Annotated in this window: 22 protein-coding genes; 20 read left to right on the top strand and 2 right to left on the bottom strand. The window is 39.6% G+C overall.

What is annotated here, in order from left to right; translation table 11 throughout:
• Positions 1 to 13: 13 nt before the first annotated feature.
• The 10 genes from EHQ59_RS06080 to EHQ59_RS06035 all read left to right on the top strand — a co-directional run bounded on the left by EHQ59_RS06080 (position 14) and on the right by EHQ59_RS06035 (position 8688).
• Positions 14 to 835, top strand: a complete 822-nt coding sequence (locus EHQ59_RS06080) for a glycosyltransferase family 2 protein (RefSeq protein ID WP_135618388.1) — start codon at positions 14 to 16, stop codon at positions 833 to 835.
• On the top strand, positions 822 to 1595 hold the full coding sequence (locus tag EHQ59_RS06075) for an LBBP_01157 family protein (protein ID WP_135618387.1): 774 nt from the start codon (positions 822 to 824) through the stop codon (positions 1593 to 1595). The genes EHQ59_RS06080 and EHQ59_RS06075 overlap by 14 nt, the downstream gene beginning before the upstream one ends.
• Complete coding sequence (locus EHQ59_RS06070) at positions 1585 to 2172, top strand: D-sedoheptulose 7-phosphate isomerase (protein WP_135618386.1); 588 nt, start codon at positions 1585 to 1587, stop codon at positions 2170 to 2172. The genes EHQ59_RS06075 and EHQ59_RS06070 overlap by 11 nt, the downstream gene beginning before the upstream one ends.
• Positions 2165 to 2920 carry an ATP-binding cassette domain-containing protein gene (locus EHQ59_RS06065; protein WP_244245410.1) on the top strand — a complete coding sequence of 252 codons (756 nt, stop codon included), beginning with the start codon at positions 2165 to 2167 and terminating at the stop codon, positions 2918 to 2920. The genes EHQ59_RS06070 and EHQ59_RS06065 overlap by 8 nt, the downstream gene beginning before the upstream one ends.
• Positions 2880 to 4355 (top strand): FHA domain-containing protein, encoded by a 1476-nt coding sequence (locus tag EHQ59_RS06060; RefSeq protein WP_135618384.1) that lies wholly within the window; start codon positions 2880 to 2882, stop codon positions 4353 to 4355. The genes EHQ59_RS06065 and EHQ59_RS06060 overlap by 41 nt, the downstream gene beginning before the upstream one ends.
• Position 4356: 1 nt before the next feature.
• Complete coding sequence (locus tag EHQ59_RS06055) at positions 4357 to 5199, top strand: hypothetical protein (RefSeq protein WP_135618383.1); 843 nt, start codon at positions 4357 to 4359, stop codon at positions 5197 to 5199.
• A 78-nt stretch (positions 5200 to 5277) separates the two neighbouring features.
• Positions 5278 to 6672, top strand: a complete 1395-nt coding sequence (gene leuC, locus EHQ59_RS06050; RefSeq protein ID WP_135618382.1) for a 3-isopropylmalate dehydratase large subunit — start codon at positions 5278 to 5280, stop codon at positions 6670 to 6672.
• A 1-nt stretch (position 6673) separates the two neighbouring features.
• Positions 6674 to 7300: a 3-isopropylmalate dehydratase small subunit gene (gene leuD / locus EHQ59_RS06045; protein ID WP_135618381.1), complete on the top strand. Its 627-nt coding sequence runs from the start codon at positions 6674 to 6676 to the stop codon at positions 7298 to 7300.
• Positions 7301 to 7308: 8 nt separating this feature from the next.
• Positions 7309 to 7686, top strand: coding sequence for an FKBP-type peptidyl-prolyl cis-trans isomerase (locus EHQ59_RS06040; protein ID WP_135618380.1), 378 nt, complete (start codon positions 7309 to 7311; stop codon positions 7684 to 7686).
• A complete protein-coding gene (locus tag EHQ59_RS06035; RefSeq protein ID WP_135618379.1) occupies positions 7687 to 8688 on the top strand; it encodes a PLP-dependent cysteine synthase family protein in 1002 nt (333 codons plus the stop codon).
• Between the two features lie 2 nt (positions 8689 to 8690).
• Here the strand turns inward: EHQ59_RS06035 and EHQ59_RS06030 are convergent, their stop codons facing one another.
• Positions 8691 to 10391 carry a patatin-like phospholipase family protein gene (locus EHQ59_RS06030; protein WP_135618378.1) on the bottom strand — a complete coding sequence of 567 codons (1701 nt, stop codon included), beginning with the start codon at positions 10389 to 10391 and terminating at the stop codon, positions 8691 to 8693.
• 130 nt (positions 10392 to 10521) lie between these two features.
• Between EHQ59_RS06030 and recN the strand changes: the two genes are divergently transcribed.
• The 8 genes from recN (at position 10522) to EHQ59_RS05990 (ending at position 20900) form a co-directional block, all read left to right on the top strand.
• Positions 10522 to 12231 (top strand): DNA repair protein RecN, encoded by a 1710-nt coding sequence (gene recN, locus EHQ59_RS06025; protein WP_135618377.1) that lies wholly within the window; start codon positions 10522 to 10524, stop codon positions 12229 to 12231.
• A gap of 75 nt (positions 12232 to 12306) precedes the next feature.
• On the top strand, positions 12307 to 12924 hold the full coding sequence (locus EHQ59_RS06020) for a MotA/TolQ/ExbB proton channel family protein (RefSeq protein ID WP_135618376.1): 618 nt from the start codon (positions 12307 to 12309) through the stop codon (positions 12922 to 12924).
• 7 nt (positions 12925 to 12931) lie between these two features.
• Complete coding sequence (locus EHQ59_RS06015) at positions 12932 to 13363, top strand: ExbD/TolR family protein (RefSeq protein ID WP_135618375.1); 432 nt, start codon at positions 12932 to 12934, stop codon at positions 13361 to 13363.
• A 3-nt stretch (positions 13364 to 13366) separates the two neighbouring features.
• Positions 13367 to 16243, top strand: coding sequence for a BamA/OMP85 family outer membrane protein (locus EHQ59_RS06010; protein WP_135618374.1), 2877 nt, complete (start codon positions 13367 to 13369; stop codon positions 16241 to 16243).
• Positions 16244 to 18427 (top strand): ATP-dependent helicase, encoded by a 2184-nt coding sequence (locus EHQ59_RS06005; protein WP_135618373.1) that lies wholly within the window; start codon positions 16244 to 16246, stop codon positions 18425 to 18427.
• Positions 18428 to 18446: 19 nt separating this feature from the next.
• A complete protein-coding gene (locus tag EHQ59_RS06000) occupies positions 18447 to 18875 on the top strand; it encodes an LIC11625 family surface-exposed protein (RefSeq protein WP_135618372.1) in 429 nt (142 codons plus the stop codon).
• 22 nt (positions 18876 to 18897) lie between these two features.
• Positions 18898 to 19767 carry a 3'(2'),5'-bisphosphate nucleotidase CysQ gene (locus EHQ59_RS05995; protein WP_135618371.1) on the top strand — a complete coding sequence of 290 codons (870 nt, stop codon included), beginning with the start codon at positions 18898 to 18900 and terminating at the stop codon, positions 19765 to 19767.
• Positions 19761 to 20900, top strand: a complete 1140-nt coding sequence (locus tag EHQ59_RS05990; protein ID WP_135618370.1) for a glycosyltransferase family 4 protein — start codon at positions 19761 to 19763, stop codon at positions 20898 to 20900. Before EHQ59_RS05995 ends, EHQ59_RS05990 begins: the two co-directional genes overlap by 7 nt.
• Here the strand turns inward: EHQ59_RS05990 and EHQ59_RS05985 are convergent.
• Positions 20883 to 21278: a hypothetical protein gene (locus EHQ59_RS05985; RefSeq protein ID WP_244245409.1), complete on the bottom strand. Its 396-nt coding sequence runs from the start codon at positions 21276 to 21278 to the stop codon at positions 20883 to 20885. The two genes, EHQ59_RS05990 and EHQ59_RS05985, sit on opposite strands and share 18 nt — an antisense overlap.
• Here EHQ59_RS05985 and EHQ59_RS05980 point away from each other — a divergent pair.
• Positions 21269 to 21802, top strand: coding sequence for a TlpA family protein disulfide reductase (locus EHQ59_RS05980; RefSeq protein ID WP_135618369.1), 534 nt, complete (start codon positions 21269 to 21271; stop codon positions 21800 to 21802). The genes EHQ59_RS05985 and EHQ59_RS05980 overlap by 10 nt on opposite strands.
• A gap of 135 nt (positions 21803 to 21937) precedes the next feature.
• Positions 21938 to 23872 (top strand): AMP-dependent synthetase/ligase, encoded by a 1935-nt coding sequence (locus EHQ59_RS05975; RefSeq protein WP_135618368.1) that lies wholly within the window; start codon positions 21938 to 21940, stop codon positions 23870 to 23872.
• Positions 23873 to 23915: the final 43 nt, after the last annotated feature.

Raw genomic sequence — 23915 nt, 5'->3', positions numbered from 1 at the left:
GGTTTTAACTCCTATGGATGGCAAGAGAAAAAGAAAATTGTCGGTGGCCATCATCACCTTCAATGAAGAAAAAAATATTGGGGATTGTATCCGATCGGTAGAATCCTTCGCCGATGAAATTATTGTTTTAGATTCACTCAGTACGGATAAGACCAAATCGATTGCAACTTCGTTTCCCAAGGTGCGATTTTTTGAAGCACCGTTTCCAGGCCACGTGGAACAAAAGAACAAAGCCATTTCCTTTTGCCAAAATGATTGGATCCTTTCCCTGGATGCCGATGAAAGAGCAAATGATGAGTTACAAAAATCGATCCAGAGTTTTTTGGAAGCGGAAACAGTTTCGGCAGATGGGTATAAAATTGCCAGGTTAACCTTTCATTTAGGTCGGTGGATTCGTTTCAGTGGGTGGTATCCGCAAAGACGATACCGATTGTTCCAAAAGGAAAATGCAGAGTGGGTTGGGGAAAACCCACATGATTACATTGCCTTAAAAGAGGGATCTCGTGGAAAGGTGATGAAAGGGGATATCTTACATTATAGTTTCACGGACTTTAGTCACCAAATCAATACCATCAATCAATTTTCGAGTATTGTCGCCTACACTCGTTATGCGAAAGGGGAAAGGTTTTCGCTCCTCAAAACCATTTTGAAACCCTTGGGCAAATTTTTTGAAATTTATATTTTTAAGTTTGGATTTTTGGACGGAATCCCTGGTCTTTGGATTGCCCTTGCTTCTTCTTTTTCGACTTTTTTGAAATATGCGAAAATGTATGAACTGGACAAGTTAAACATCGAACGACCTTCCAATGTAAGAAAAGACTATGGCAAAAAATAATTCGAAACAGAAAGTTGGGTTTTGGAAAAAACTCTTTTCTTTCTTTTCCAAAAACAAAAACCAAAGAGGTTTGGATTCTGGGAAACGAAAAAAGGAACCCAAAACGTTTGCGATAGAATGGGCCACTGCATTTGATACTTGGAAAAAAAAACTACCTACTAAACAAGTGAGTTCTGGAGTAGTGGTAGAAAATAAAAAGTTTCGCTTAACAAAGACAAATGAAAAACTCTTTCGCATCGAAGGTGAAGATTATTCCATTATTTTGATTACGGATAATCATTTGTATAAAAACAAAGATGGAAAATGGACAGGGGTACTACTTGTCGATGAAGGATTATTAAATCAAAATCTGACAAAAGAAATTCGAAACTTAGATGATTTTTTAGACTTACAAGCGATTCCAAGGGCGGATTTGTTTTTGGAAACAGATGCACCCAAAGAGGATTGGAGATTAATTCTTGATTGGGAGCGATTTTGGCAGGAACAACTTCTCTTACAAATTTCGCCAAATTCCATGGCACTTGTGCTGCTCGCCATTGGGGAAGAGTGTAAAGAGTTCTTTTTGAAGATTGCAACGGAAAGACAAAAACGACTTGTACGAGATGAATTATTTTATCTCAATTTAGGGAATGAGAAACTATCCAATCCCCATTCCAAAACTAAAAATCTTTATGGTTTTGCCAATGCCCTAAAAGAATTTGGAAATAAAATCAATTTGATCCGAGAAAGAAGAGAAAAGGAACTAAACCATGGAACATAGTCAATTAATTCAATCACACATCGAAGAATCCATTCGAGTCAAAGAACAACTGTTATCATCTCTTCTCCCGAATATTTCTTTTGCGGGAAAGGTTCTTGTGGAATCCTTACGTTCCGATGGAATTTTGTATTTTTGTGGGAACGGTGGATCCAGTTGTGATGCATCTCATATTGCGGCAGAACTTGTCATTCGTTACAAATCAGGAAACGAAAGAAAAGCCATTCCAGCCCTTGCCTTAAATAGCGACCAAGCAGTACTTACCGCATGTTCCAATGATTATGGATATGAATACCTTTTCCAAAGGCAACTCCAAGCATTTGGAAAACCAAAAGATGTTTTTGTGGGACTTACCACATCTGGTAATTCGCAAAACATTATATTGGCGGTAGAAGAAGCAAAAAAAATTGGAATGAAGGTTGTTTTACTCCTAGGTGGAGATGGTGGAAAACTTAAAGGGAAAGCAGATGTAGAAATCATTGTGCCTTCTAAGGTGACAGCGAGGATCCAAGAATCTCATATCCTCATCGGCCATATACTTTGTAGCATCATCGAAAAGGATTTGTTTGGGCTTGACTAAGGATGTCGCCATCCAAATTCAAAATGCCAACTTAAAAACCAAAGAAGGGCATTTCATTTGGAAATCCATTTCAATTGAAATTAAGAAGGGAACGATCCACGGAATCATTGGGGAATCTGGTTCTGGAAAATCAACCTTCGCTATGGCCTCGTTTGGAATGATCCCTGATGAGGCAAAGATCAGTTACGACCAATTTTCCGTATTAGGCGAAGAAGTATTTTCTACGAATTTCAAATCCAAAAAAAAATTATTTTTAGTTCCGCAAAATCCTAATTTAGCCTTTCATCCTTACCGAACCATCAAAAGCCAATTCAGAGATTTTATTTCCTTGTCTGGAATTTACCTTACTTCGGAGGAATTGATTTTTTCCTATTTTGATCGGCTGATGATCCCTAGGGGGCATTGGAATCAATATGCTCGAAATCTTTCTGGAGGAGAAAAACAGAGGATTTTACTCATCTTGGCTTTTTTACGTCATCCTGAAATCTTGATTTTAGATGAGCCAACGACTGGGTTAGATGCCTTTTCCGAAAAAATTGTCTTGGAAACGGTGTTAAACCTTGCAAAATCGGGGATGACTGTTGTTTTTATCACTCATGAACTTAGGATCGTCGCAAGTCTGGCTACCCAAGTTACGATAATGAAAGAAGGGGAAGTAGTCGAATCTCTTCCAATTCGAAATCAACAATTGGAGCCAAATTCAGAATATGGAAAACAACTTAAGGAAGCGTCTATTTTATTTTCCTAAATGGATTTTCCTTTTGGTCTATTTGCTTTGGTTTCCCTTATTTGCCCAAAGTCCGTTTACACTTCGTTCCATTGATTTACAGTCCTATCCTCAAGTCAAAGTTCGCCTGCATGTGAATGGTGTTTTGGATGGATCCGGATTTACCGTATCGGAACAAGTGAATGAGACTGTCCGACTAACGGACACATTCCATTGGGACAAACAAATCTCGAAAAACCCAATTTACCTGACTATCTCCATTCCTAGTTATTCCAATGCAGAAGACAGACGATGGCTTTTAAACCTAGCGAGCCAACTCGTAAAATTTTCGGAACAAAGTGGAGGGCATTCGAAACTCCATATCCAGTCGGATGATTCCTTTCACGTTTTCGATCGGATACGTTCCCAAGTTTTGGATGTATCGTTTCCGTTTCCCAAAGAAAATCCATCTCAATTTCCGATCCGTAACTGGGAACGGTTGGTGGACTCGTTACCGAAAGATCATTCTACCGAAGATCATATATTACTTTTAGTCAGTTTTTCGAAAGAATGGCCTGATCGATTTGAGATCCCAGAGTTTGCTAAACGCATTCGAGATAAAAATTTAAAACTCATCGTATTGTCACCTAACTCTCTGGAAGCGAATAAACTGGTAAGTTATGCGAAAGGAGATTTTTATTCCATCGCAAAACAAGAAAGTTTTGAATCCTTATTCAATGACCTAAAAGAAAGGATGAGTCCCGATTGGATTTTGGTATATGATTCTCCTTGGAAATTATCGTTGTGGAAAGAAAATGAAATCTCTGTTACCCTTTCTTCTCCGACATCAGGTAATCCTTTTGAGTTTTCTTATGAGATTTCTCCCTTCCAAACTTTTTACAGAACTCTTTCTGATCCCTTAGTATTTTTTCCTGTTAGTTTATTTCTCATTTTATTGTGTTTGGCTGCATTGTATTACTTACGTGGGTTTGAACGAACTTCGAACAGGGAAGTGGCAGCTCTTCCATTGGAACCAATGTCCTCGGTGGAAACGTTTGAACGGAAAGACGAATTGGCAGTTTATGACAGGATGTATGGAGAAACCTTAGAAAAGGCAGCAAGGGAAAGAGAGATTGCTCTACTCACAAAGGAAAAGGAAAGTTTACCAGGAACCTCTTATACCTATGCGGTGATCCAAGTCCGAGAAGGAAGTCAGCTTTACGAACCCATTCCTTTGCAATGGGACGAAATGACCATTGGAAATTTTGAATCCAATCATATTGTTTTACATGATCCAAGTGTTTCTGGACTTCATGCCAAGATAAAAAATCGAAAAGGCAAATATATATTGTTTGATTGTGTCTCCGAAGCGGGTGTATACTTAAACGGCAGAAAATTATTACGTCCCAAAGTGTTACACCATTTAGATGAAATCCAAATTGGCAAAACCATCCTTACATTTCGAGGGAGATACTAAGATGATTCAAACTACATTCCAACCTAGAACCACTCGTTTGTTCCAAAGGGTTTTCCTCGTATTTTTCTGTTTGGGTTCTCTGTTTTGTTCGGGGCAAACCTCTAATAATGACACTGCCACTTCTTTATTCTTAGCAAAAGAAACAGGGGAAAATGGTTGTACGGTAGCTGGGCTTGGATCCCAACTCAAAGCAGGTTATACAGGAATCACGACAACTTCCCAATCAGTTTCGTTTTTACTCGCAGGGGATACGTATTATGCGGTGATGCAAATTAAAGGTGCCCAAATTGGAACCCGTGTCGTACTTTCACGTTATGCGAAAGTGGCAGTTTATACTTCCTCAAGTTGCCCTTTGGAATTGAATATCGCCCCACTAGCGAAAGAAGGAACCGAATATACGAAAACTGATTCCCCACAAACGATCATTAGTTTTACAAAATCAGGAAGTTATCTTTTATACCTTTACCAAAAAGAAAGTGGAACAGCAAACCCAGTAACAGTTTTGACTGATGGAACTGCGGTACAAACGGTTTCCGACTCAGACTTATCGGACCTACTCAATGGTGGTTCTACAAAAACCTTTAAATTTGCTTGTGCTGTAGGAGGGGGAGTTTGCCAAAACTACTATGGTTACCTAACCAGTTGCCTCTCTGGAACCAAACAAACAGCAAAGTGTACAGAAACGAGTGTGGTTGGCTCCTGTAAAGTCACCCAATCCAGTGTAGGTTATATCATCAGTGTGTATACGGCACCTTTGACGGGAGGAGGTGGCGGAACCGCTGCTACCCACTGTTCGGGGATTTCCGGTAGTTACGTAGACGGCTCCACCGTCCAAACTCCTTAAGAATCAATCTATTTTTTCAAATTCCCTGGACACAGACCCCCATGTCCGAGTTATGACTGGAAGTGGGGGAGTCTAGTTATGAAAACCATGTTTGAGAAGATTTGGAATGACCATTTGGTTCACGAGGAAGATGGGACCTGCCTAATCTATATTGATAGACACCTCGTCCACGAGGTCACAAGCCCACAAGCCTTTGAAAGTCTGAAATTAACCAACAGAAAGGTAAGACGTCCGGACGCTACGTTTGCGACGATGGATCACAACGTATCCACAAGGACAAGAGATTGGAAATCAGTGGATCCCATTTCCGTTTTGCAAATGCAAACGCTTATGGACAACTGCAAAGAAAACGGAATTACATTATTTGATATCAACCATCCCGACAATGGAATTGTTCACGTTGTGGCACCAGAGCTTGGTCTCACTCACCCTGGGATGACAATTGTTTGTGGGGACTCACATACAGCGACACACGGAGCCTTTGGAGCTCTTGCTTTTGGAATTGGTACTTCAGAAGTAGAACATGTGTTAGCAACACAAACCTTAGTGCAAAAGAAACCTAAGACTCTGGAAATCCGAGTGGATGGAACACTCTCTCCCCTTGTTTCTGCAAAAGACATTGTCCTTGCCATCATCGGTAAAATTGGAACAGACGGAGCCACTGGGTATGTGATCGAATTTACTGGAGAAGCGATTCGTTCTCTAAGTATGGAAGGCCGTATGACCATTTGTAATATGGCGATTGAAGCGGGCGCAAGAGCTGGACTCATCTCTCCTGATGAAACTACTATCAATTACATCAAAGGAAGAGACTTCGCTCCTAAGGGAGAACAATTTGAAATAGCGGCTGCTAAATGGAAGGCTTATGCGACTGACCCTGGTGCAAAGTTTGATAAAACAGTTACACTCAATGCAAATGAAATTGCACCGATGGTTTCTTGGGGAACTTCTCCTGGCCAAGTGATCCCTGTGACTGCTACCGTTCCTAGTCCAAATGATTTCACTGACCCAGTCCAACGTAAATCCGCAGAATCTGCGTTAGCCTATATGGATTTAAAACCTGGACAAAAACTTTCTGATGTGAAGGTGAATAAAGTATTCATCGGATCTTGTACCAATTCACGAATCGAAGACCTTCGCGTTGTGGCAAACACGGTCAAAGGGAAAAAAGTGAGCAAAGATGTGGAAGCCATCATCGTACCAGGTTCTGGCCGAGTGAAACGCCAAGCAGAAAGTGAAGGACTTGATAAGATCTTTTTAGAGGCGGGTTTCCAATGGCGTAACCCAGGTTGTTCGATGTGCCTTGCGATGAACGACGATGTTTTATCTCCAGGAGACCGTTGTGCTTCCACTTCCAACAGAAACTTTGAAGGAAGACAAGGGAAAGGGGGAAGGACTCATTTAGTGGGTCCTGCTATGGCGGCAGCAGTTGCAGTGGAAGGTCACTTTGTAGACATTCGGGAGTGGAAATAAGATGAAAGCATTTACAAAATTAAAAGGGATCGCTGCCCTTCTTGACAAAGCAAACGTAGACACAGACCAAATCATTCCAAAACAATTCCTTCGTAAAATTGAAAGGTCTGGTTTTGGAAAACATTTGTTCCATGATTGGAGATTTCTCGACGACGCGGGACAAAAACCAAATCCAGAATTCGTTCTCAATGCACCTAGATACCAAGGGGCAACCATTCTTGTCACACGTGACAATTTTGGATGTGGGTCATCCAGAGAACACGCACCTTGGGCATTAGAAGACTATGGGTTTCGCTCCATTTTATCTCCATCTTACGCAGATATCTTTTACAATAACTGCTTTAAAAATGGAATGCTTCCGATTGTTTTGCCAGAAGCACAAATTGAAGAGATTTTCCAATCCATCGACAAAAAACCAGGTGCCAATTTGGAAATCGATTTGGAAAACCAAGTGGTGATCACAGAAGAAGGGAAAAAATACCCTTTTGAAGTGGATGCATTTCGCAAACATTGCCTACTGAATGGTTTGGATGACATCGGACTTACTCTCCAAAAAGCAGATTTTATTCAAAAATTTGAAGAAAAGAACCAAAAAGAAGTTCCCTGGTTGTACAGAAAGAGTGTATAATAAGCCCCATGAAACAGCTATTTTTAACTCTCAGTATTCTTCTTTTTGTGACCAGTCTATCGGCTGAGGAACTCCTCATCCAAGACACCAAACAAGGATTAGGCAAAGAAGCAATCCGTGGAACTACTGTGGTAGTCCATTACACTGGGAAACTCACAAATGGAAAAGTATTTGATTCTTCTCTCGACAGAGGACAACCTTTTAGTTTCCAACTCGGCCAAGGACAAGTGATCCAAGGTTGGGAACGTGGAATCGTAGGAATGAAAGAAGGTGGAAAACGAAAACTGACCATTCCACCTAAATATGGTTATGGGGAAAGAGCAGTTGGTCCAATTCCTGCTAATTCCACTTTAATTTTTGATGTTGAGTTAATTAAAGTTAAGTAAATGATAGATCCAATTTCCAAAGGGATAGATGACTTTGGCAACAGTTTGTTGCAAGCCTTGAATAATGTACAAGGAATCTTTGGAAAGGAACTTTCCGTTGCCAAACCAATCAAAGACAATGTCTTACAATTGATTGGCAACACACCACTCATCCGATTGAACCATATTGGTTCTGAATATTCGGGTGTTCAATTTTACTTAAAAGCGGAATTCTTAAATCCAACTGGTTCTGCCAAAGATCGAACTGCCATCGCTATGGTGTTAGATGCAGAAAAACGCGGAAAATTAAAGAAAGGGATGTCCATCATCCTATCTGGAGCTGGATCTTCTTCTGTGAGTTTTACTTGGATTGGAAAGGTGAAAGGTTATCCTGTTTCTTGCCTTGTTCCACTCACAACCTCTCCCGAACGAGTCCAACTCCTTCGCAGTTACGGAGCTGACGTAACGGTTACGAATACTTCTGATCCTACAAAATTAACAGAACTTGCTGAAGAAAAAGCCAAAAAAGTAGGTGGGTATTTGCCAGACGAATTGGAAAACCCTGCCAATCCCAATTTTCATTTTAAAACCACAGGGCCTGAGATTTGGCGTGATCTGCAAGGAAAAGTGGGAGCTGTCATTTCTGCGCCTGGTTCTGGTGGTGCCATCACGGGCATCGGTCGTTACTTAAAGTCCCAAGACCGAAGGGTAAAGGCCATCATAGCGGGAAAACAAAATTCCCCCTTTATGGAATATGGAAAAACTGACAATCCCAAAGAAAGGGAAAGAATCAAACTTCCTGCGGTGTATGATCCAAAACTCATCGATCATTATTTTCATGTCACAAAAGACGAAGCCTTACACCTGCAAGCGGATCTCTATGAAAAAGAAGGGATATTTGCCGGTCTTACGACTGGAACTGTGATCACAGGAGCCTTACGTTTTTCAGAAACACTTTCTGAGTCTGAAAAAAACGAAAGGAATCCTTATAATATTGTAATCCTTTCTCCAGATAGAGATTAGTTTTATTCGCTAAACAGTTGTTTGATTTCGTTTAGCGAACTTCTCGTGACTGTTTCACCCAGTTCAATAAATTCTTTACTCCTCCAAAATTCAAACCAGTTGGAATTAGGGAGGATCGGATTCAAATACACATCTGCTTCTTGTGCGCTGTATTTGCCAATACGATACTGCAAAGAATACAAACTGTTCACAATGATATCAAGGACATTCAAATTGAGTAATTTGTTTGTTTTCATTTCATCTTTGGAACTGGGCATGGAATTGATGGCGATGATTTTTTGAATTCCTTCTTGGGTGAGGGCAGAAACGGGGAGGGGATTGACGATTCCTCCGTCAACATAGGTTTTCCCATTTTCTTGAGGTTGGGGAACAAAGACTCCTGGGATGGAAATACTTGCCATCACCGCATCGAGAACCTTTCCTTCTGACAAAACAATTTCCTGTCTCGTTGAGATATCACAACTAATCAGTCTGAGTTTGATCGGTAAGTCTTCAAAATACAGATCTCCTAAATACTTTTCGAGGAGAGTACGAACATGTTTTCCATGCAGTAATCCTTGCCCAGGAAATGATAGATCGACCAATTTAAACATTTTGAAAAGACTATCAATTTCACCGAGTAAGGGGAGGATCCCTTTGTAACCCAGTCCACTGGCCCAAAAGGCACCGATGATGGCACCGATACTTGTTCCTGCAATCATGTCTGGAATGATCCCTTCTTCTTCCATCACCTTCATGATTCCCACTTGAGCTAAACCAAGAGCAGCTCCTCCACCAAGTGCCACACCCATTTCCACTCCAGAAAGTTCTCTTGCTTTTCTTCGGATGAAGATGTCCCATTTTCCATGATCTAAGATGTCACGAATGTTGGTTTCATGATAAAGGATTTCGTTTTCTCTTGAGTCCTTGGTGATCGAATCACAGAGATTGGCATTCGTTTCTTTGGAAACTAAATTTTCAATATGATCTGCTTCATCAATTAACAGGTGTTTTAGGTCTTCATCGGTATCTGGAAATACTTCTAAAAAGATAAAGGAGTGGCTTGCATAATGTTTGCCTAAATTATCTTTGATTCGGTCTGCATCTTTGAATTTATAAGATTTTGTTTGTGGGGAAGTGGAATTTCCATTTTGAGAAAAATGTAGGATCACTGATTTTTTACCAGATTCCTGTTCGATTTTTTCCACAAGTTCACTGGCAAATCGATCTTTGGTGACTGGATCCGAATGGACTAAACAAACAACGGAATTTCGAAAATATTCTTTTCCTCCCAAAAGTTCACTACGCAGAGATTTTGTAAGCATTTTGGAAAAGGTGATGGATAAATAAGGAATTTTTTGGATTAATTTTTGGAATTCGACTTGAGACAAAACCAAAAATCTTGATTCACTCACGGTAACAGCCGAATGGTTATGTTTCTCTCCCGTTAACAAAGCTTGAATGCCGAAGTATTCTCCTTTTTTTAAATATTGAACTTCTTCTTCGCGTTTGCCTTCTCCCTTTTTGGGAAGAAACAATTTAATTCCCCCCGATAAAATCAAAAATAAACTTCGATCGTTATCCCCTGCTGTAAATAGAATTTCATCCCTTTCGCGTTCCACAATATGAACGGATTCAGCCACCCAAGTTTTTTCTTTTTTCGAAAGACTGCGGAAGAGGGGTAAACTTGAAACAAGATGGATTTTGCCTTCAAAATCTTTCATAGGGTGCCTTTTCCACCAGTGTTTCAAAAAGGAAAGGAAGAGAAATTGCGATTTTTTAAGTTTTCTAAAAATTTTTATTGACTACTTATTTGTTAAGTAGTAACTGTATGTATAGCAAACAGGAGTCTATATGATCACACATTTGAAAATTAAGGATTTTGCCCTTTTTGAATCTTTGGAACTTTCCCTTTCGGACGGTCTCACTGTCTTCACTGGAGAATCTGGTGCTGGAAAATCATTAATTTTCGATGCATTGGCTTCGCTTTTTGGTGGTCGCTGTTCGACAGCGAACATCAGACAAGGAAAGGATCGGTATTCCCTCCAAGCGGTTTTGTCACTTTCTGGGCAAAACTTGGCCAAAGACTATCTCATGGAACAAGGATTCCGTTATACGGGAGATGAGATTCTGATCACCAAGGAACTGATGAAAGATGGAAAAGCTCGTGTGAAAATTGGAGAGAGCCTTGCTTCTACCACTCATTTACGGGAACTCGGAAAAACGATGGCAGAGATACACTGCCAAAACGAACAACTTTTCCTTTTAGAAAAAGCCAACCAATTGGAATTTCTCGACCGATTTGGAAATTTGGAATCATTGAAATTTAAATTCAAATCTGCCTTACAACAATACAGACATTGGAAACAAAAACTTTCCGACTTCGAAGAAACACGAAAAACCATGTTGAAACGAAAGGAAATTCTCGAATACGAAGTGGAAGAAATTGAGACAATTTCTCCGAAAGAAGGAGAAGAAGAAAGTTTGAGTTCCGAAGAAAGTTTACTCGCCAATGGAGAAAAATTGGCAGAAAACTACCGTTTGGTGCTAGAGGAACTTTCGGAAAAAGAAAATTCGATCCTCAAAGTGTTTCCAAGCCTTATCCATGCCATCCAAAAAGTCACCATCCTCATTCCTGAAAAAAGGGAGATGCTTGACGAATGGGAAGAAGTGTATGACCGACTCAAATCTTTAAAGTCGGTGATCCGAGAAGAGGAAGAAGAACTCTTTTTTAGTCCCGAAAGACTCGATATGGTGCAAGCAAGGTTGCAAGATCTGAAGAAATTGAAGAAAAAATACAATGTGAGCATCGGGGAAATCAATCAACTTCTAGAAGAGAAAAAATCGGAACTGGAACGTTGGAAGGAGCAAGCAGGAGACGAAGATTTTTTAAGGATTAAAAAGGACCAATGTCTGGTGGAACTGAAAGAATTAGGATTCCAACTTTCCAAGTTAAGACGAAATGCCATTTCCCAATTTGAGGAAGAAGTGCAAAAAGAGATGGTGGATTTAGGTCTTGAAGGAGGAAAACTCCAAGTGGTTCTCCGTTGGGAAGAAAATCCAGAAGGAGAAGTAGAAGAAGGCTCCAAGTCCTATTTCCTTTCTGAATCGGGCCTTGACCAAATCGAATTCTATTTTAGTGCCAATCCAGGCGAAAAACCGCGCCCCTTACGAAAAGTGGCTTCAGGTGGGGAACTTTCGCGGGTGATGCTTGCCCTTCGTAGTGTGCTCGGGAAACAAGCTCCTTCCCCTCAGATGTTGGTTTTAGATGAGGTAGACACGGGTCTTGGGGGGGAAGCAGCGGAAGCTATGGCTACGAAGCTGAAAAAACTCGCACGGAATTCGCAAATTCTTCTGATTACGCACACCCAACAGGTAGCAGCGGCAGGGGACCATCAAATTAAGATCGAAAAACGACAAGAAGGTGGTCGAACTGTGTCGGAAGCATCACTACTCGACTTTGAGGAAAGAAAACGGGAACTTGCGAGGATGATTGGGGGAAAACAAGTCACCACTGCTGTCCTCAAAGCGGCAACCGACCTTCTCATGAAAAAAGCGGGTTAGTCCTTTAAAAATAGTATTTGGCGAAAAAGGGAAGACTGAAAACTCTATTCGTAATCCTCCAATGGGGTCTCATTCATGTCTTTTCCTTTCGCTAAATCAGATTCAATCATTTCATCGGTTCCTCCACAAACCATTCCCATTCTTATCATTTTTGTATCCATCGTTGGTTTTACCATCATTGTGGAACGATTTGTTTACTTTTGGAGATTAAAAAGCATCTCACAAGATCATTTCCGCCGTGTTAGGGAACTAGCGCGTGAAGGCAAATGGGATGATGCAAAAGATGTTCTCACCCAGGAAGTTCAATCTCCTGCTGCAACTTTACTTCGTATGGCATTTGACCTCAAACGTCGAGGAGTTGCGTTTTGGGAAGAGGATATTCGACAAGAGGGATTCCGCCAAATTTATTTAATGGAACGTTACCTGACGGGACTTGGAACCATTGCCACCATTGCTCCGTTACTCGGAGTTCTTGGGACAGTGATCGGAATCGTAAGATCCTTTGCTGAAGGAGCAGGAACTCAAGGTGCTGAAGTGGGGATTTCTGAAGCCCTTATCACAACCGCAATGGGTCTTGCCATTGCGATTCCAGCATATATTTTTTATAATGTGTTCAATCGAATGAAGGAAGAAAAAATTACGGAAATGGAAAACGTAACGGATCTTGTATTACCTCATTTGAATAAACGATAATCGAAGAATGAAGTTTCGTAAATCAACAAAGTCTTTTAATAACATCGAATTGGCACCTCTTATCGATGTGATTTCCTTTATCGTCATTTACTTTTTAATGAATGCAACTTTGGAAAAAAATACTGCATTAAAGGTAGAATTGCCACGGTCTTCGAGTGTAGCAAAAGAAAAACAAAAAGATGAACTGGTGATTACAGTAGATAAACAAGGCAAAATCTATTTGGATCAAAATTCCGAACCGGTTGCTTTGGAAGGCCTTACTGAAAAAATTAATAGTTTTTTAGGACCAGAAAAGGAGAGGGATCCTAAGAAAAATAAAGTGATCATTCGTGGGGATGGTGGTGCGTCCTACCAAGTCGTTGTTAAAGTCATCGATGCTGTGAATGCAGCTGGTGTGAGTCGCTTTAACTTAGCTATGGTAAAAGGCACATCTAAGTAATTTTTGGACATTCGAAAAAAATTAAAATTCATTAGTCTATTCATATTGTCTTTGCTTTTGATTACATCAGCAGAGTGGGTTTCCTTATGGTCTAACCGCTCTGTATTTATTGATAAAGTCATTACAAAAATTGAATTTAAGGGGAACATCAATACTTCCTCTGACGACATCTTAGAACTAATGGACATGCGACCAGGTGTCCAATTAACGCAAGGCCTTCTCAATGCTGACATGAGGGCTTTGTTTGTTTCCGGTTTTTTCTATCACATCGATATCCAAGGGGAAGCAGATGGGGATGGAGTAAAAATCTTAGTCATTGTCAAAGAACGACCTCGTGTAAAAGACATCGATTTTATTGGAGCGGATGAGGTATTCCCTTCTGACTTACGTGATAAAATCCCATTAAAAGAAAATGAAGTCATCACACCTAAAAAAGTAACACTTTCTAAGGAAGTCATTTTAAAGAAATACCGTGATGAGGGGTTTTTTCTCGCTTACGTTCGATTTGAAACAGAACCTGTAAACCCGGAAACCAACACGGTAAAGGTGAAGTTCATCATCGACGAAGGGGAAGAGATTCCCGTAAGTAAAGTCAATATTTTCGGAAACAATGAAATCGATACCTATGATCTCCAAGGGATCATGGATTTAAAAGAAAGTGGGATCATTGAATCGGGTGTTTTTAAGGAATCTGCTTTCGAATCGGACAAACAAAAAATCGCTGCCTACTTAAAATCTCGTGGGTATGTGGACGCGGAAATCAGTAACGAAGGAACCAATTGGGAAATTCGTTGGGAAAATCCCAAGAAAAAAGACAAACGTGTTGTCATCGTTAATTTTAAAATTATTGAAGGGGAACAATACTTTTACAATGGTTATACGACTAACCATGATTTGACAATCGCTCCCAATGGGATGCCACAATTTCTAAATAAAGAAAATAACCCAGTAGGAACTCCCAAAGAAGAATGGGCTCCTGTTTATCCAGTTAAATTTTTAGAAGACCAATACGAATTTGCTCCTGCGGATGTAGGAGAAGTGTTTGATGAATCCAAATTCCAAAAAGATAGAGCGACCATCAACGAAGCGTATTCAGCCAAAGGGTATTTATTTGCTCAGGTAATTCCGAGAAGAAAGGTTGTCGAACTGAGTGATGCCTCTTTATCACGATATGAAAATTGTGATAAACGAGGAAATACCGACGCCATTTCCGATTGTACGGAAGAGTTCAGTCGTTTGAATATTGCAAAACTTCGGAAACTATACGAAGCGGAACCAAAACTACGTGGTAAAAAATTCATCCACGTTGATTTTACCATTCGTGAGAACAATCTTGCTTTTATTGAAAACATTATCATCAAAGGGAATAAAAAAACTCAAGATCGTGTCATCCGAAGGGAGTTGTTATTCAAACCAGGTGATTTATTCAATTCCTCTCTTGTAAATAGGTCAAGGGAAAGGATCTTTAACTTAGGTTACTTCAAGGAAGTAAACTTTAATATGAGACCTGGTTCCGATGAAACCAAGATGAATTTGATCATTGAACTTGTGGAACAACCCACAGGAACTGTATCAATGGGTGGCGGTTATGGAACCATTACTGGTTTTTCCATCTTTACGCAGTTAGGTGAAAATAACTTAAACGGAACAGGACAACAAATCACGGGTCGTATCGAATTTGGTCCCATCCGAAGGTATTTACAATTGTCTTGGACAGAACCTTGGTTTATGGATAAACCTTGGTCTTTAACCCTTTCTGCATTTTATTCCTCCCGTACTTTATTTGTGGGTGCTACTTCCATTACGGAAAACAATAACCAAGGGATCAAAGAAGTTGCTTCTTACGAACGAACTGGGGTAGGTGTGAGTGCGGGGATTGGTCACAGATTTTTAATCAACTGGACACACTTCCATCGTTATTCTCCGTCTTTTTTTGCATCGACTCGACCAACTTCTCTTGTATCAGACCAAGTCCTAGCTGAGGTGGATCGAGGTTGGCAGTTCCGTTCCCAATTGACAAACGGGATCGCCTACGATAGCCGTGATAATATTTTTAACTCCACGCAGGGTTTTAATTTAATTTTTTCCGTTGATAACGTGGGTCAATATTTGGGTGGAGAAAGCCATTTTGACCAGTTTAGTCCTATTTTAGAATATTATCATACTTGGTTTGATTATACTTTTTTTGGACTCATTCGCAAAAACGCACTTAGGCGATGGCGTGTGGTACAACAATTTCGTACTTCCTCTGTTTTTACATTTGAACGTAAACCAAAATATGGAAGCCAAGATAAAGAACGAATTCCATACATCCAAGTGCAAGATCGTTTGTTTCTCGGTGGTTACGAATCTCTTCGTGGTTGGTTTTTTGATGATAAATATTATCCAGATGAGTGGAAGGATGGAGCCTCAAGTCGGGTATTATTTACATCTGAGTTAAGATTCCCAATCGAACCATCATTGTTATGGTTTGTTGTTTTCTTTGATGCAGGTTCCATGTTTGAAGAAATCAACCGAGCTGTTGGGGAAAGAAAAGAATTTTTCAAAAATTATGATAATTTAGTTAGAGCCCAAAGGTCTTCCGAACCAGTAGAAACTTATTTGTTTGAAAATTATAATACGTTTGGACAAAAACTTCCTGAATCACCACTCGTTGTGAACGATCCAGGAAACCTGATTTTATCTAGTAAAAATTTATCGATGTCAAATTTTCGATTTTCTTGGGGTTTTGGTCTTAGGATTCAAATCCCGGTATTACCATTACGTTTGTATTTTGCACAAAGGATTCGTTATACGGGAGTGGAAGATAGACCTTTTGGATTGTATCCAGATAATAATAGTTTCCAATTCGTATTTGGTATCGGAGATATGCGTTTCTAGGTGGAGTTAGTTGGTCTAAACGATGAGCAAAGGTTAGCTGTTGAGACTGTTGATGGCCCACTTCTGATTTTAGCTGGTGCTGGTTCTGGTAAAACCCGAGTCATCACCTATCGAATCGCCAATTTAATCTTAAATCACAAAGTTTACTCCAATCAAATTTTAGCGGTTACTTTTACCAATAAAGCGGCAGAAGAAATGCGAAACCGTTGTCGCAGTTTATTGCCAAATGGGACTTATGAACCATTTGTGAGAACCTTTCACTCTCTTTGTTTGTATCTATTGAAAAGAGAAGGGAAAGTTTTAGGACTTGGTAGCAATTTTACAGTGTATGATAGTGATATGCAAGAATCACTGATCAAAGAAATTCTAAAATCCAAGGATATGGATACAAAAGAGTTTCGTCCATCAAGCCTTGCCAATCAGTTTTCCCAAGCAAAAGATTCATTCTTAACAGCAGAAGAATTTGCCAAAAAAAAAGCGGATGATGCTTATACAAAATCCATTGCTTCCGTTTTTTTGGAATATGAAAAACGAAAAGATTTAAGAAACGCTTTGGATTTTGGTGATTTGATTTTAAAGACAGTGATTTTATTTCGTGATTTTCCAGTGATTTTGGAAAAATACCAAAGACTTTGGAAATACATCATGGTAGATGAATACCAAGATACGAATAAAATCCAATACCATTTGGTACAATCCCTTTCCTCCTTTCATAAAAATCTTTGTGTGGTGGGAGACGATGATCAGTCCATTTATTCCTGGCGTGGGGCTGATATTTCTAATATTTTAAATTTTAAAAAAGATTATCCAGAAGCCGTAGTCGTCAAATTAGAAGAAAACTATCGGTCGACTAGAACGATCATTGAATCTGCTGCTGCCTTAATTTCTCATAATAAACAACGTACGAACAAAACTTTACGCACCGAGAATCCGTTAGGTGATAAAATTAAGTTTACTTCCTTTCAAAATGAAATTGAAGAAGCCGAAGGAATTGTTCAAAAAATTCAAGTTGGTGTTCGCAAAGGCCAAAAGTATTCCAATTTTGCCATTTTTTATCGAACCAATTCGCAGTCTCGATACTTTGAAGAGGCTCTTCGCAAACGTGGAATTCCTTATAAAATTTTTGGGGGATTTCGATTTTTCGATCGGAAAGAAGTAAAAGATCTCATCGCTTATCTTTCTGTTGTAGTGAACCCAGTGGATTCCACTTCCTTACTTCGAATCATCAATTCCCCACCGAGAGGAATCGGTGATACCACTGTCAATCGACTGCTAAAATTTTCTGTGGAGGAAGGATTGTCTTTATATGAATGTTTAGGGAAAGCTGTTCCTGAAATCAAAAAAGGCACCTTACAAAAATTGTCTTCCCTTCACAGAATGTTTGAATCGGAAATGGAAGACTTAGGTAAAAAAACTCCATCTGAAATCGCCTATGATGTGTTAGAACATTCTGGATACCGGGAGTTTTTAGAAAACGAAGGAACCGAAGATTCATTTTCTAGACTTTCCAACCTCAACGAGTTTGTGAATGCTCTCAAAGAGTATGAAGAAACAAATCCTGAAGCAAGTTTAGAAGAATATTTAAGTTCCATTTCTCTCATTACAAGTGAAGAAAATACCAAAGACCTTCCTGATTATGTGATCCTCATGACAGTTCATAATGCGAAAGGATTAGAATTCCATCATGTATTTATGGCGGGTATGGAAGAGGGAACCTTCCCTCACTTTTTATCCATTGATTCACCAGATGGAATCGAAGAAGAACGACGGTTGGCTTATGTGGCGATCACACGAGCACGAAAACATTTAGACATTAGTTATTCACGTTTCACAAGGAAATTTGGGGAAGTGGATGCAAGGTTACCGTCTCAGTTTTTAGAAGAGATTCCTAAAGAATATATGGAAGGTGAGTTCACCGAATCTAAATTCGGAGTGCGAAGGCCCGAAGCCACACCTCGAGCAGAAAGGTATCAAAAATCAGAGGAAAAGTTTGAGTCCATTCAAGGAAAACTAGGATCCGGTGATTTCCAAGTTGGGACAAAAGTAAGACATAAAGTATACGGAGAAGGCCGTATTTTAAATATTTCTGGTTCTGGAGACAATCGAAAAGTAGAAGTGCGGTTTGGAGCTCATTTAGATAAAAAATTCTTATTGGCATATACACCATTAGAGATAATATCATGAGAAAATTAGGGGTAAGGATATGAATTTGTTATTAAAATGTTTCACTCTATTCTGTTTTATGAGTTTGGCACTCCAAGCACAACAAAACACTGGTTTAGCGGAAGAATTTACACGATTGGAAGATCATCTCCGTAACCCCAAACTCACCGAAGAACAAAAGAAAAAAAACTTTGAATCCAATTTGGTGAATTCAGTGAGAAGTACCCTCTCTAAACGTTTTGCAAATCCAAAAAAAGAGTTAAAGGATTTAAAATTCCAAGACTTACAAACAGAACGTCCGGAAGGAACGAACACATTTTACGTAAAATATAAAAACTATTATTTCCAATACCAATTTCCAGTGGATCCGGAGACCTATGTGACTCTGCCTTCTGAAGAAATTGTATTAGAAAAACCAGAGGGTCTGGACTTAAGTTCAGGTGCACATAAAGAAGAGAAAAAGAATTAATCAGATTCGTTTATAGGAAGGAATGGAAGAACAAGAATTTCAAGAAGTATGGCGGTGGGTTTTAGAAGTTGGTGATTCCATCCTAAACATTTATAAAACAGATTTTGAAATTCGTGACAAGGGGGGAAATGATCCCGTCACGGAAGCGGACCTTTATGCGAGTGAGTTTTTAAATGAAAAAATCTCACACCGATTTCCAAACCATGGATTTTTATCAGAAGAAAAAACGGATACCAGTCTTCGTTTAGACAAAGAATGGGTTTGGATTTTAGATCCCATTGATGGCACAAGGGAATTTGTTAAAAAAAATGATCAATTTGCACTGAGCCTTGGCCTTGTTCGAAATGGAGATCCCATTTGGGGAATTATTTTTAATCCAGCGACAGGTGAGTTTTTTTCCAAAGGCAAACATAGTTTTTTTGCAAAACTCCAAGCTCCTTATTCCACAGAAGAAAATTTTAGAACTTTAATGGTTGAGAGTTCTTCCGTTTTACATCCGTTACAAGAGGGAAAAGAAATTCGGAAAAAACCGATTTTGCTTGTTTCTGTTTCCGAAATGAAAGAAGGACTTTTTAGTGATCCTTTTTGGACAGAAGACTTCGATTTGCGCGCAATGGGAAGTATTGCTTACAAACTTGGACTACTGTCTGCTGGATTTATCGATTTAATTGTTTCCTTAAAACCGAAAAATGAATGGGATATCTGCGGTGGAATTTCTTTGTTAGATGAAGAAAATTTTATCTGTTTTCCCCTGAAAGACAAACCTTATATTTTTAATCAAAAAACAACTCTGAGTTTTGGTTTGGTCGCAGGAAAAAAATCAGCTGTCCAATACCTCGAATCAAAAATTGATTTCCACCAACTTTCACTAAAGGTAAAAGAACGATGGTAAAAACCTATAAAATTGGTTTGGATGCAAGACCCTTATCCACTCGTGTTTCCGGAGTGGGTCGCCTCATTGCTGAAACCTTAAAAGCTTTTCCCAAAAAAGAAAAGTATGAATTTTTACTCTTTTCTCATTTGCCTATTCATCCTGATCACAAAGCCGTCTTGGATTTACCGAATGTGAAATGGGTTGAAGGGGGCGGATTCTTAAAATGGAAAGGTGGATTGTATTATAATGTATATATCCCTTTTTATTTATTAACGCATCGATTGGATTTGTTTTGGGGGTCCCAACAAGTATTACCTCCCTGTTTACCGAAGGAGTTAAAGGCAGTATTAACGTATTGTGATTTGGTATTGTATTTGTATCCGAATACCATGCGTTGGATCGCCAAAGTCCAACAAAGATTGTTTCAAAGGTATTCTGTTAGGCGATCTAGTTTCATTTTATCGATCTCCAAACAAACAAGTGATGATATGTGTAAAAAGTTTGGTTATCCCAAAGAGCAAACTGGGGTGGCATACCCTGGTGTGAATCCAGAAGAAATGACAAAACTTTTGGAAACAAATCTAACCAACCGAGTGAAAGATTTAGGAACAGGATATGTTTTATCTGTCTCAACCATTGAACCGCGAAAAAATTATCCTTTTTTGTTAGAAGTATACAGGGAGTATCGAAAGAAAAACCCTCATCACTACAGGCCATGGGTGATCGTGGGAAAAATTGGTTGGGAGTCACCTGAATTCATTGAAGAACTCATCCAAGAACGTACGTTGTACAAAGATATTTTTATTTTAGATTCAGTTTCTGATTCTGAATTACAACATCTCTACAAACGAGCTGGATTATTTTTGTTTGCGAGTAAATATGAGGGATTTGGAATTCCGATGGTGGAAGCACTTTTCCATAAACTTCCTTGTATCGTTTCGGATATTCCAACGTTTCATGAAATTGGAAAAGAGGGAGTTCGTTATCTACCAACAGAGACAAAAGAAAATGCAAAACAGTGGGCAGAAACCATCGACCAGTTTTTTCAAAATCCGAGTCCAGTTGATGTGTCCGTGGAATCCTTTCGGTGGGAAAATGCGGCAAACATTACAGAAGATGTGTTTCGTAAGGTGTTAGAAGAGGGAGAGTAATCCTTTTTTTTTGGTCACAACACCCGAAAACAAAATTTTATTTTTGTCACCTCTTGGAACTACATGTAAGTGAAATCGATCTTTCGTCATGGCTTGGATTTCACATTCCCAGTCTTCTGTGTTGGCAAAAAGTTTGATCCGGTCACATAGGATGGCTCCATCCACAGACCAAGTGAGATTGTATTTGGACTTTCCTCGGGAAAAACGGGATTTGATTTGGTTTGGTTGGAACTTCCATGTAACGATGGTTTCGTCCCCTGATTCATACGGTTCTGTGAAAGAAGGGATCATCGAAATTCCTTTTCCCTTCCAGTTTCCCTTTACGTAATCATTCCATTCGTCTAAGTTGGAGAAGTAGTTGTAAATTAATGAATTCAAAAATAAAAACTGATTTAATCCCTAAGTTATCATCCAGATTTTATCTTCTCGTTTTCCTTTCTTTCTTTTTTTGTCAACCTGCAACCGGAAAAGTAGATTTTTATCCAGAACCACTTCCAACCATTTCTGGTGAAATGGAGTCTCTTTCTGACTTTCGGGGTAAAGTGGTTGTCCTCGATTTTTGGGCAACATGGTGTGAGCCATGTGCGAAGGCTGTGCCTACGATCAATGAATGGAAACAGTCTGTTTCTTCCTCTGATTTTGTATTTCGTGGAATCAACACCGACACATCAGAGCCACTGGAACACATCCAAAAAGACATGTCTAAATTAAAAATGAGTTATCCCACCTTACTGGATAAAGACTGGAAAATGACAGATTTTTATCAAGTCGAGGGAATCCCATGTGTCCTTGTATTTGATCGTTCGGGAAAGATTGTGTACCGTCAGTACGGATTGGAAAAAGAAGACCTAATAGGTCTTGTGATTCGTTCCCACGTGTGGGCGAAGTCGGAACTGCCATAATTGTGCAATGCGAAACAAAAGTTTGAACGTTCCTTGATTTCAATGACAAGAATGAAAATGTCTTGACTCATGTTCGTTAAAAAAGTCCCTTAAAGATACCTTTTACCGTTTTCTTTTCAGAAAGGAGTCAGAATCATGCCAGCCAATTTGCCCGAACTCTTCCAGCAGAGTGCTGAAAAATTTGGGAACCGTCCCGCATTCGTTAGTAAAGACGAATCGAAGTCCTATAAACCCGTTACCTTCAAAGAAGTCTATGATCTAGGGATCAACTTAGCAGAAGCACTCATTGATTTAGGTGTGAATGCCAAGGAAAATGTTGCCTTACTTGCCGACAACCGATTGGAATGGATTGTTACCGATTATGGAATCCTTATGGCAGGAGCAGCTGATGTTCCACGTGGGACCGATATTACGGATTCAGAAATTGTTTATATTCTCAATCACTGTGAAGCAAAAGTTGTTTTCTTAGAAAATGACAAAATGTTAGAGAAGTTCCAAAAGAACCGTTCTCAGTTAGAATTTGCAAAAACTCTGATCGTCTTGGATAAAAAATCCACAGCGACTGGTGTTCTAAAACTCTACGACCTAATTGAAAAAGGAAAAGAATTAAGAGCAAAAGGTTCTAAAAAAGCAGAAGATCGGATGAAAGCGATCCAACCTGATGATCTTTTCACCATCATTTATACTTCTGGAACAACAGGAATGCCAAAAGGGGTAATGTTAAAACACAGTAACATGATTCACCAAACTAGGGCTATTCTTGGAAGTATGATTGATATCAATGCCGACGAACGTATGTTATCAATTCTACCTGTATGGCACGTATTCGAAAGAGTATTTGAATACTTAGCAATTGCTGCGGGATGTGCTACGTATTATACAAACGTACGTGATCTTCGCGATGATATGAAAAAAGCGAAACCAACGTTTATGGCATCTGCCCCTAGACTTTGGGAAAGTATCTATAATGGAATTTATACAAGAATCAATGATCCAAAACAAACTCCTGCCGTTCGTAGAGGATTGTTTAACTTGGCTTATTTTTTCTCCAAACACTTCAATGCAGCCACACGTTTTCTCAAAGGGAACCAAGTGGATTACGTTGGACGTAACCCAATCGTTTCCTTAGTGAAAGGGATTTATTACTTTGTGGTCGCAGTGGTTCTTGCCATTCCGTATTTCCTTCTTGACCTAGTGGTTCTTTCCAAGATCCGTGAGGCGACTGGTGGGGAATTAAAGGCCTCCGTTTCTGGTGGTGGTGCCCTCCAAAGACACGTGGATGCTTTCTTCAATGACATCGGAATTAATGTTCTCGAAGGATATGGAATGACGGAAACGTCTCCTGTCATTTCTGTTCGAACTTTTAAGAAACTGGTGCAAGGTTCTGTGGGTGTCATCACTCCGGAAACCGAAGTGCAAATTCGAGATGATGTGGGTAAAGTTCTCACACATGTGGATGCGAACCAAAAATTGGTTTCTGGTAAGTATGGCCAAAGAGGTGTGATCCACATACGAGGACCACAAGTGATGAAGGGGTATTACAAAAACCCTGAAACCACTGCAAAGGTTCTAAAAGACGGTTGGATGGATACGGGTGATATTGGAATGTTCAATTTCAAAAAAACACTCACCATCACAGGTCGTGCCAAAGATACAGTGGTTCTCCTTGGTGGGGAAAACGTGGAACCGATTCCAATCGAAGACAAACTCACGGAGTCTCCTTTTATCTCTCAGTGTATGGTGATTGGACAAGACCAAAAGAATTTGGGTGCCATTGTGGTTCCAGATTTTGACCAATTGACGAATTGGGCGAAGGAAAATGGAATTGGTGAGACAGACAAACAGAAACTCATCGAAAATCCAAAGGTTCTAGATTTCTATAAAAAGGAAATCAAAGCTCTCAATAACACAAAAACTGGCTTTAAGTCTTTTGAACAGGTGACACCTTTCATTCTCATCACAAAACCATTTGAGGTGGGTGATGAATTGACAAACCTCTTCAAAATGAAACGCCACTTGATTACAGAAAAATACAAAGACAAAATCGCCGCTCTTTACGCAGCAGATTAGTTTTTCCTTTCTCAAAACGTTTCCGCCTCGGATCTGGGGCGGA

This window comes from Leptospira kemamanensis, assembly GCF_004769665.1.
GTDB classification, from domain to species: domain Bacteria; phylum Spirochaetota; class Leptospiria; order Leptospirales; family Leptospiraceae; genus Leptospira_A; species Leptospira_A kemamanensis.
The sequence above is the reverse complement of the archived record's forward strand: the minus strand, read 5'-3'. Positions and strand labels throughout refer to the sequence as shown.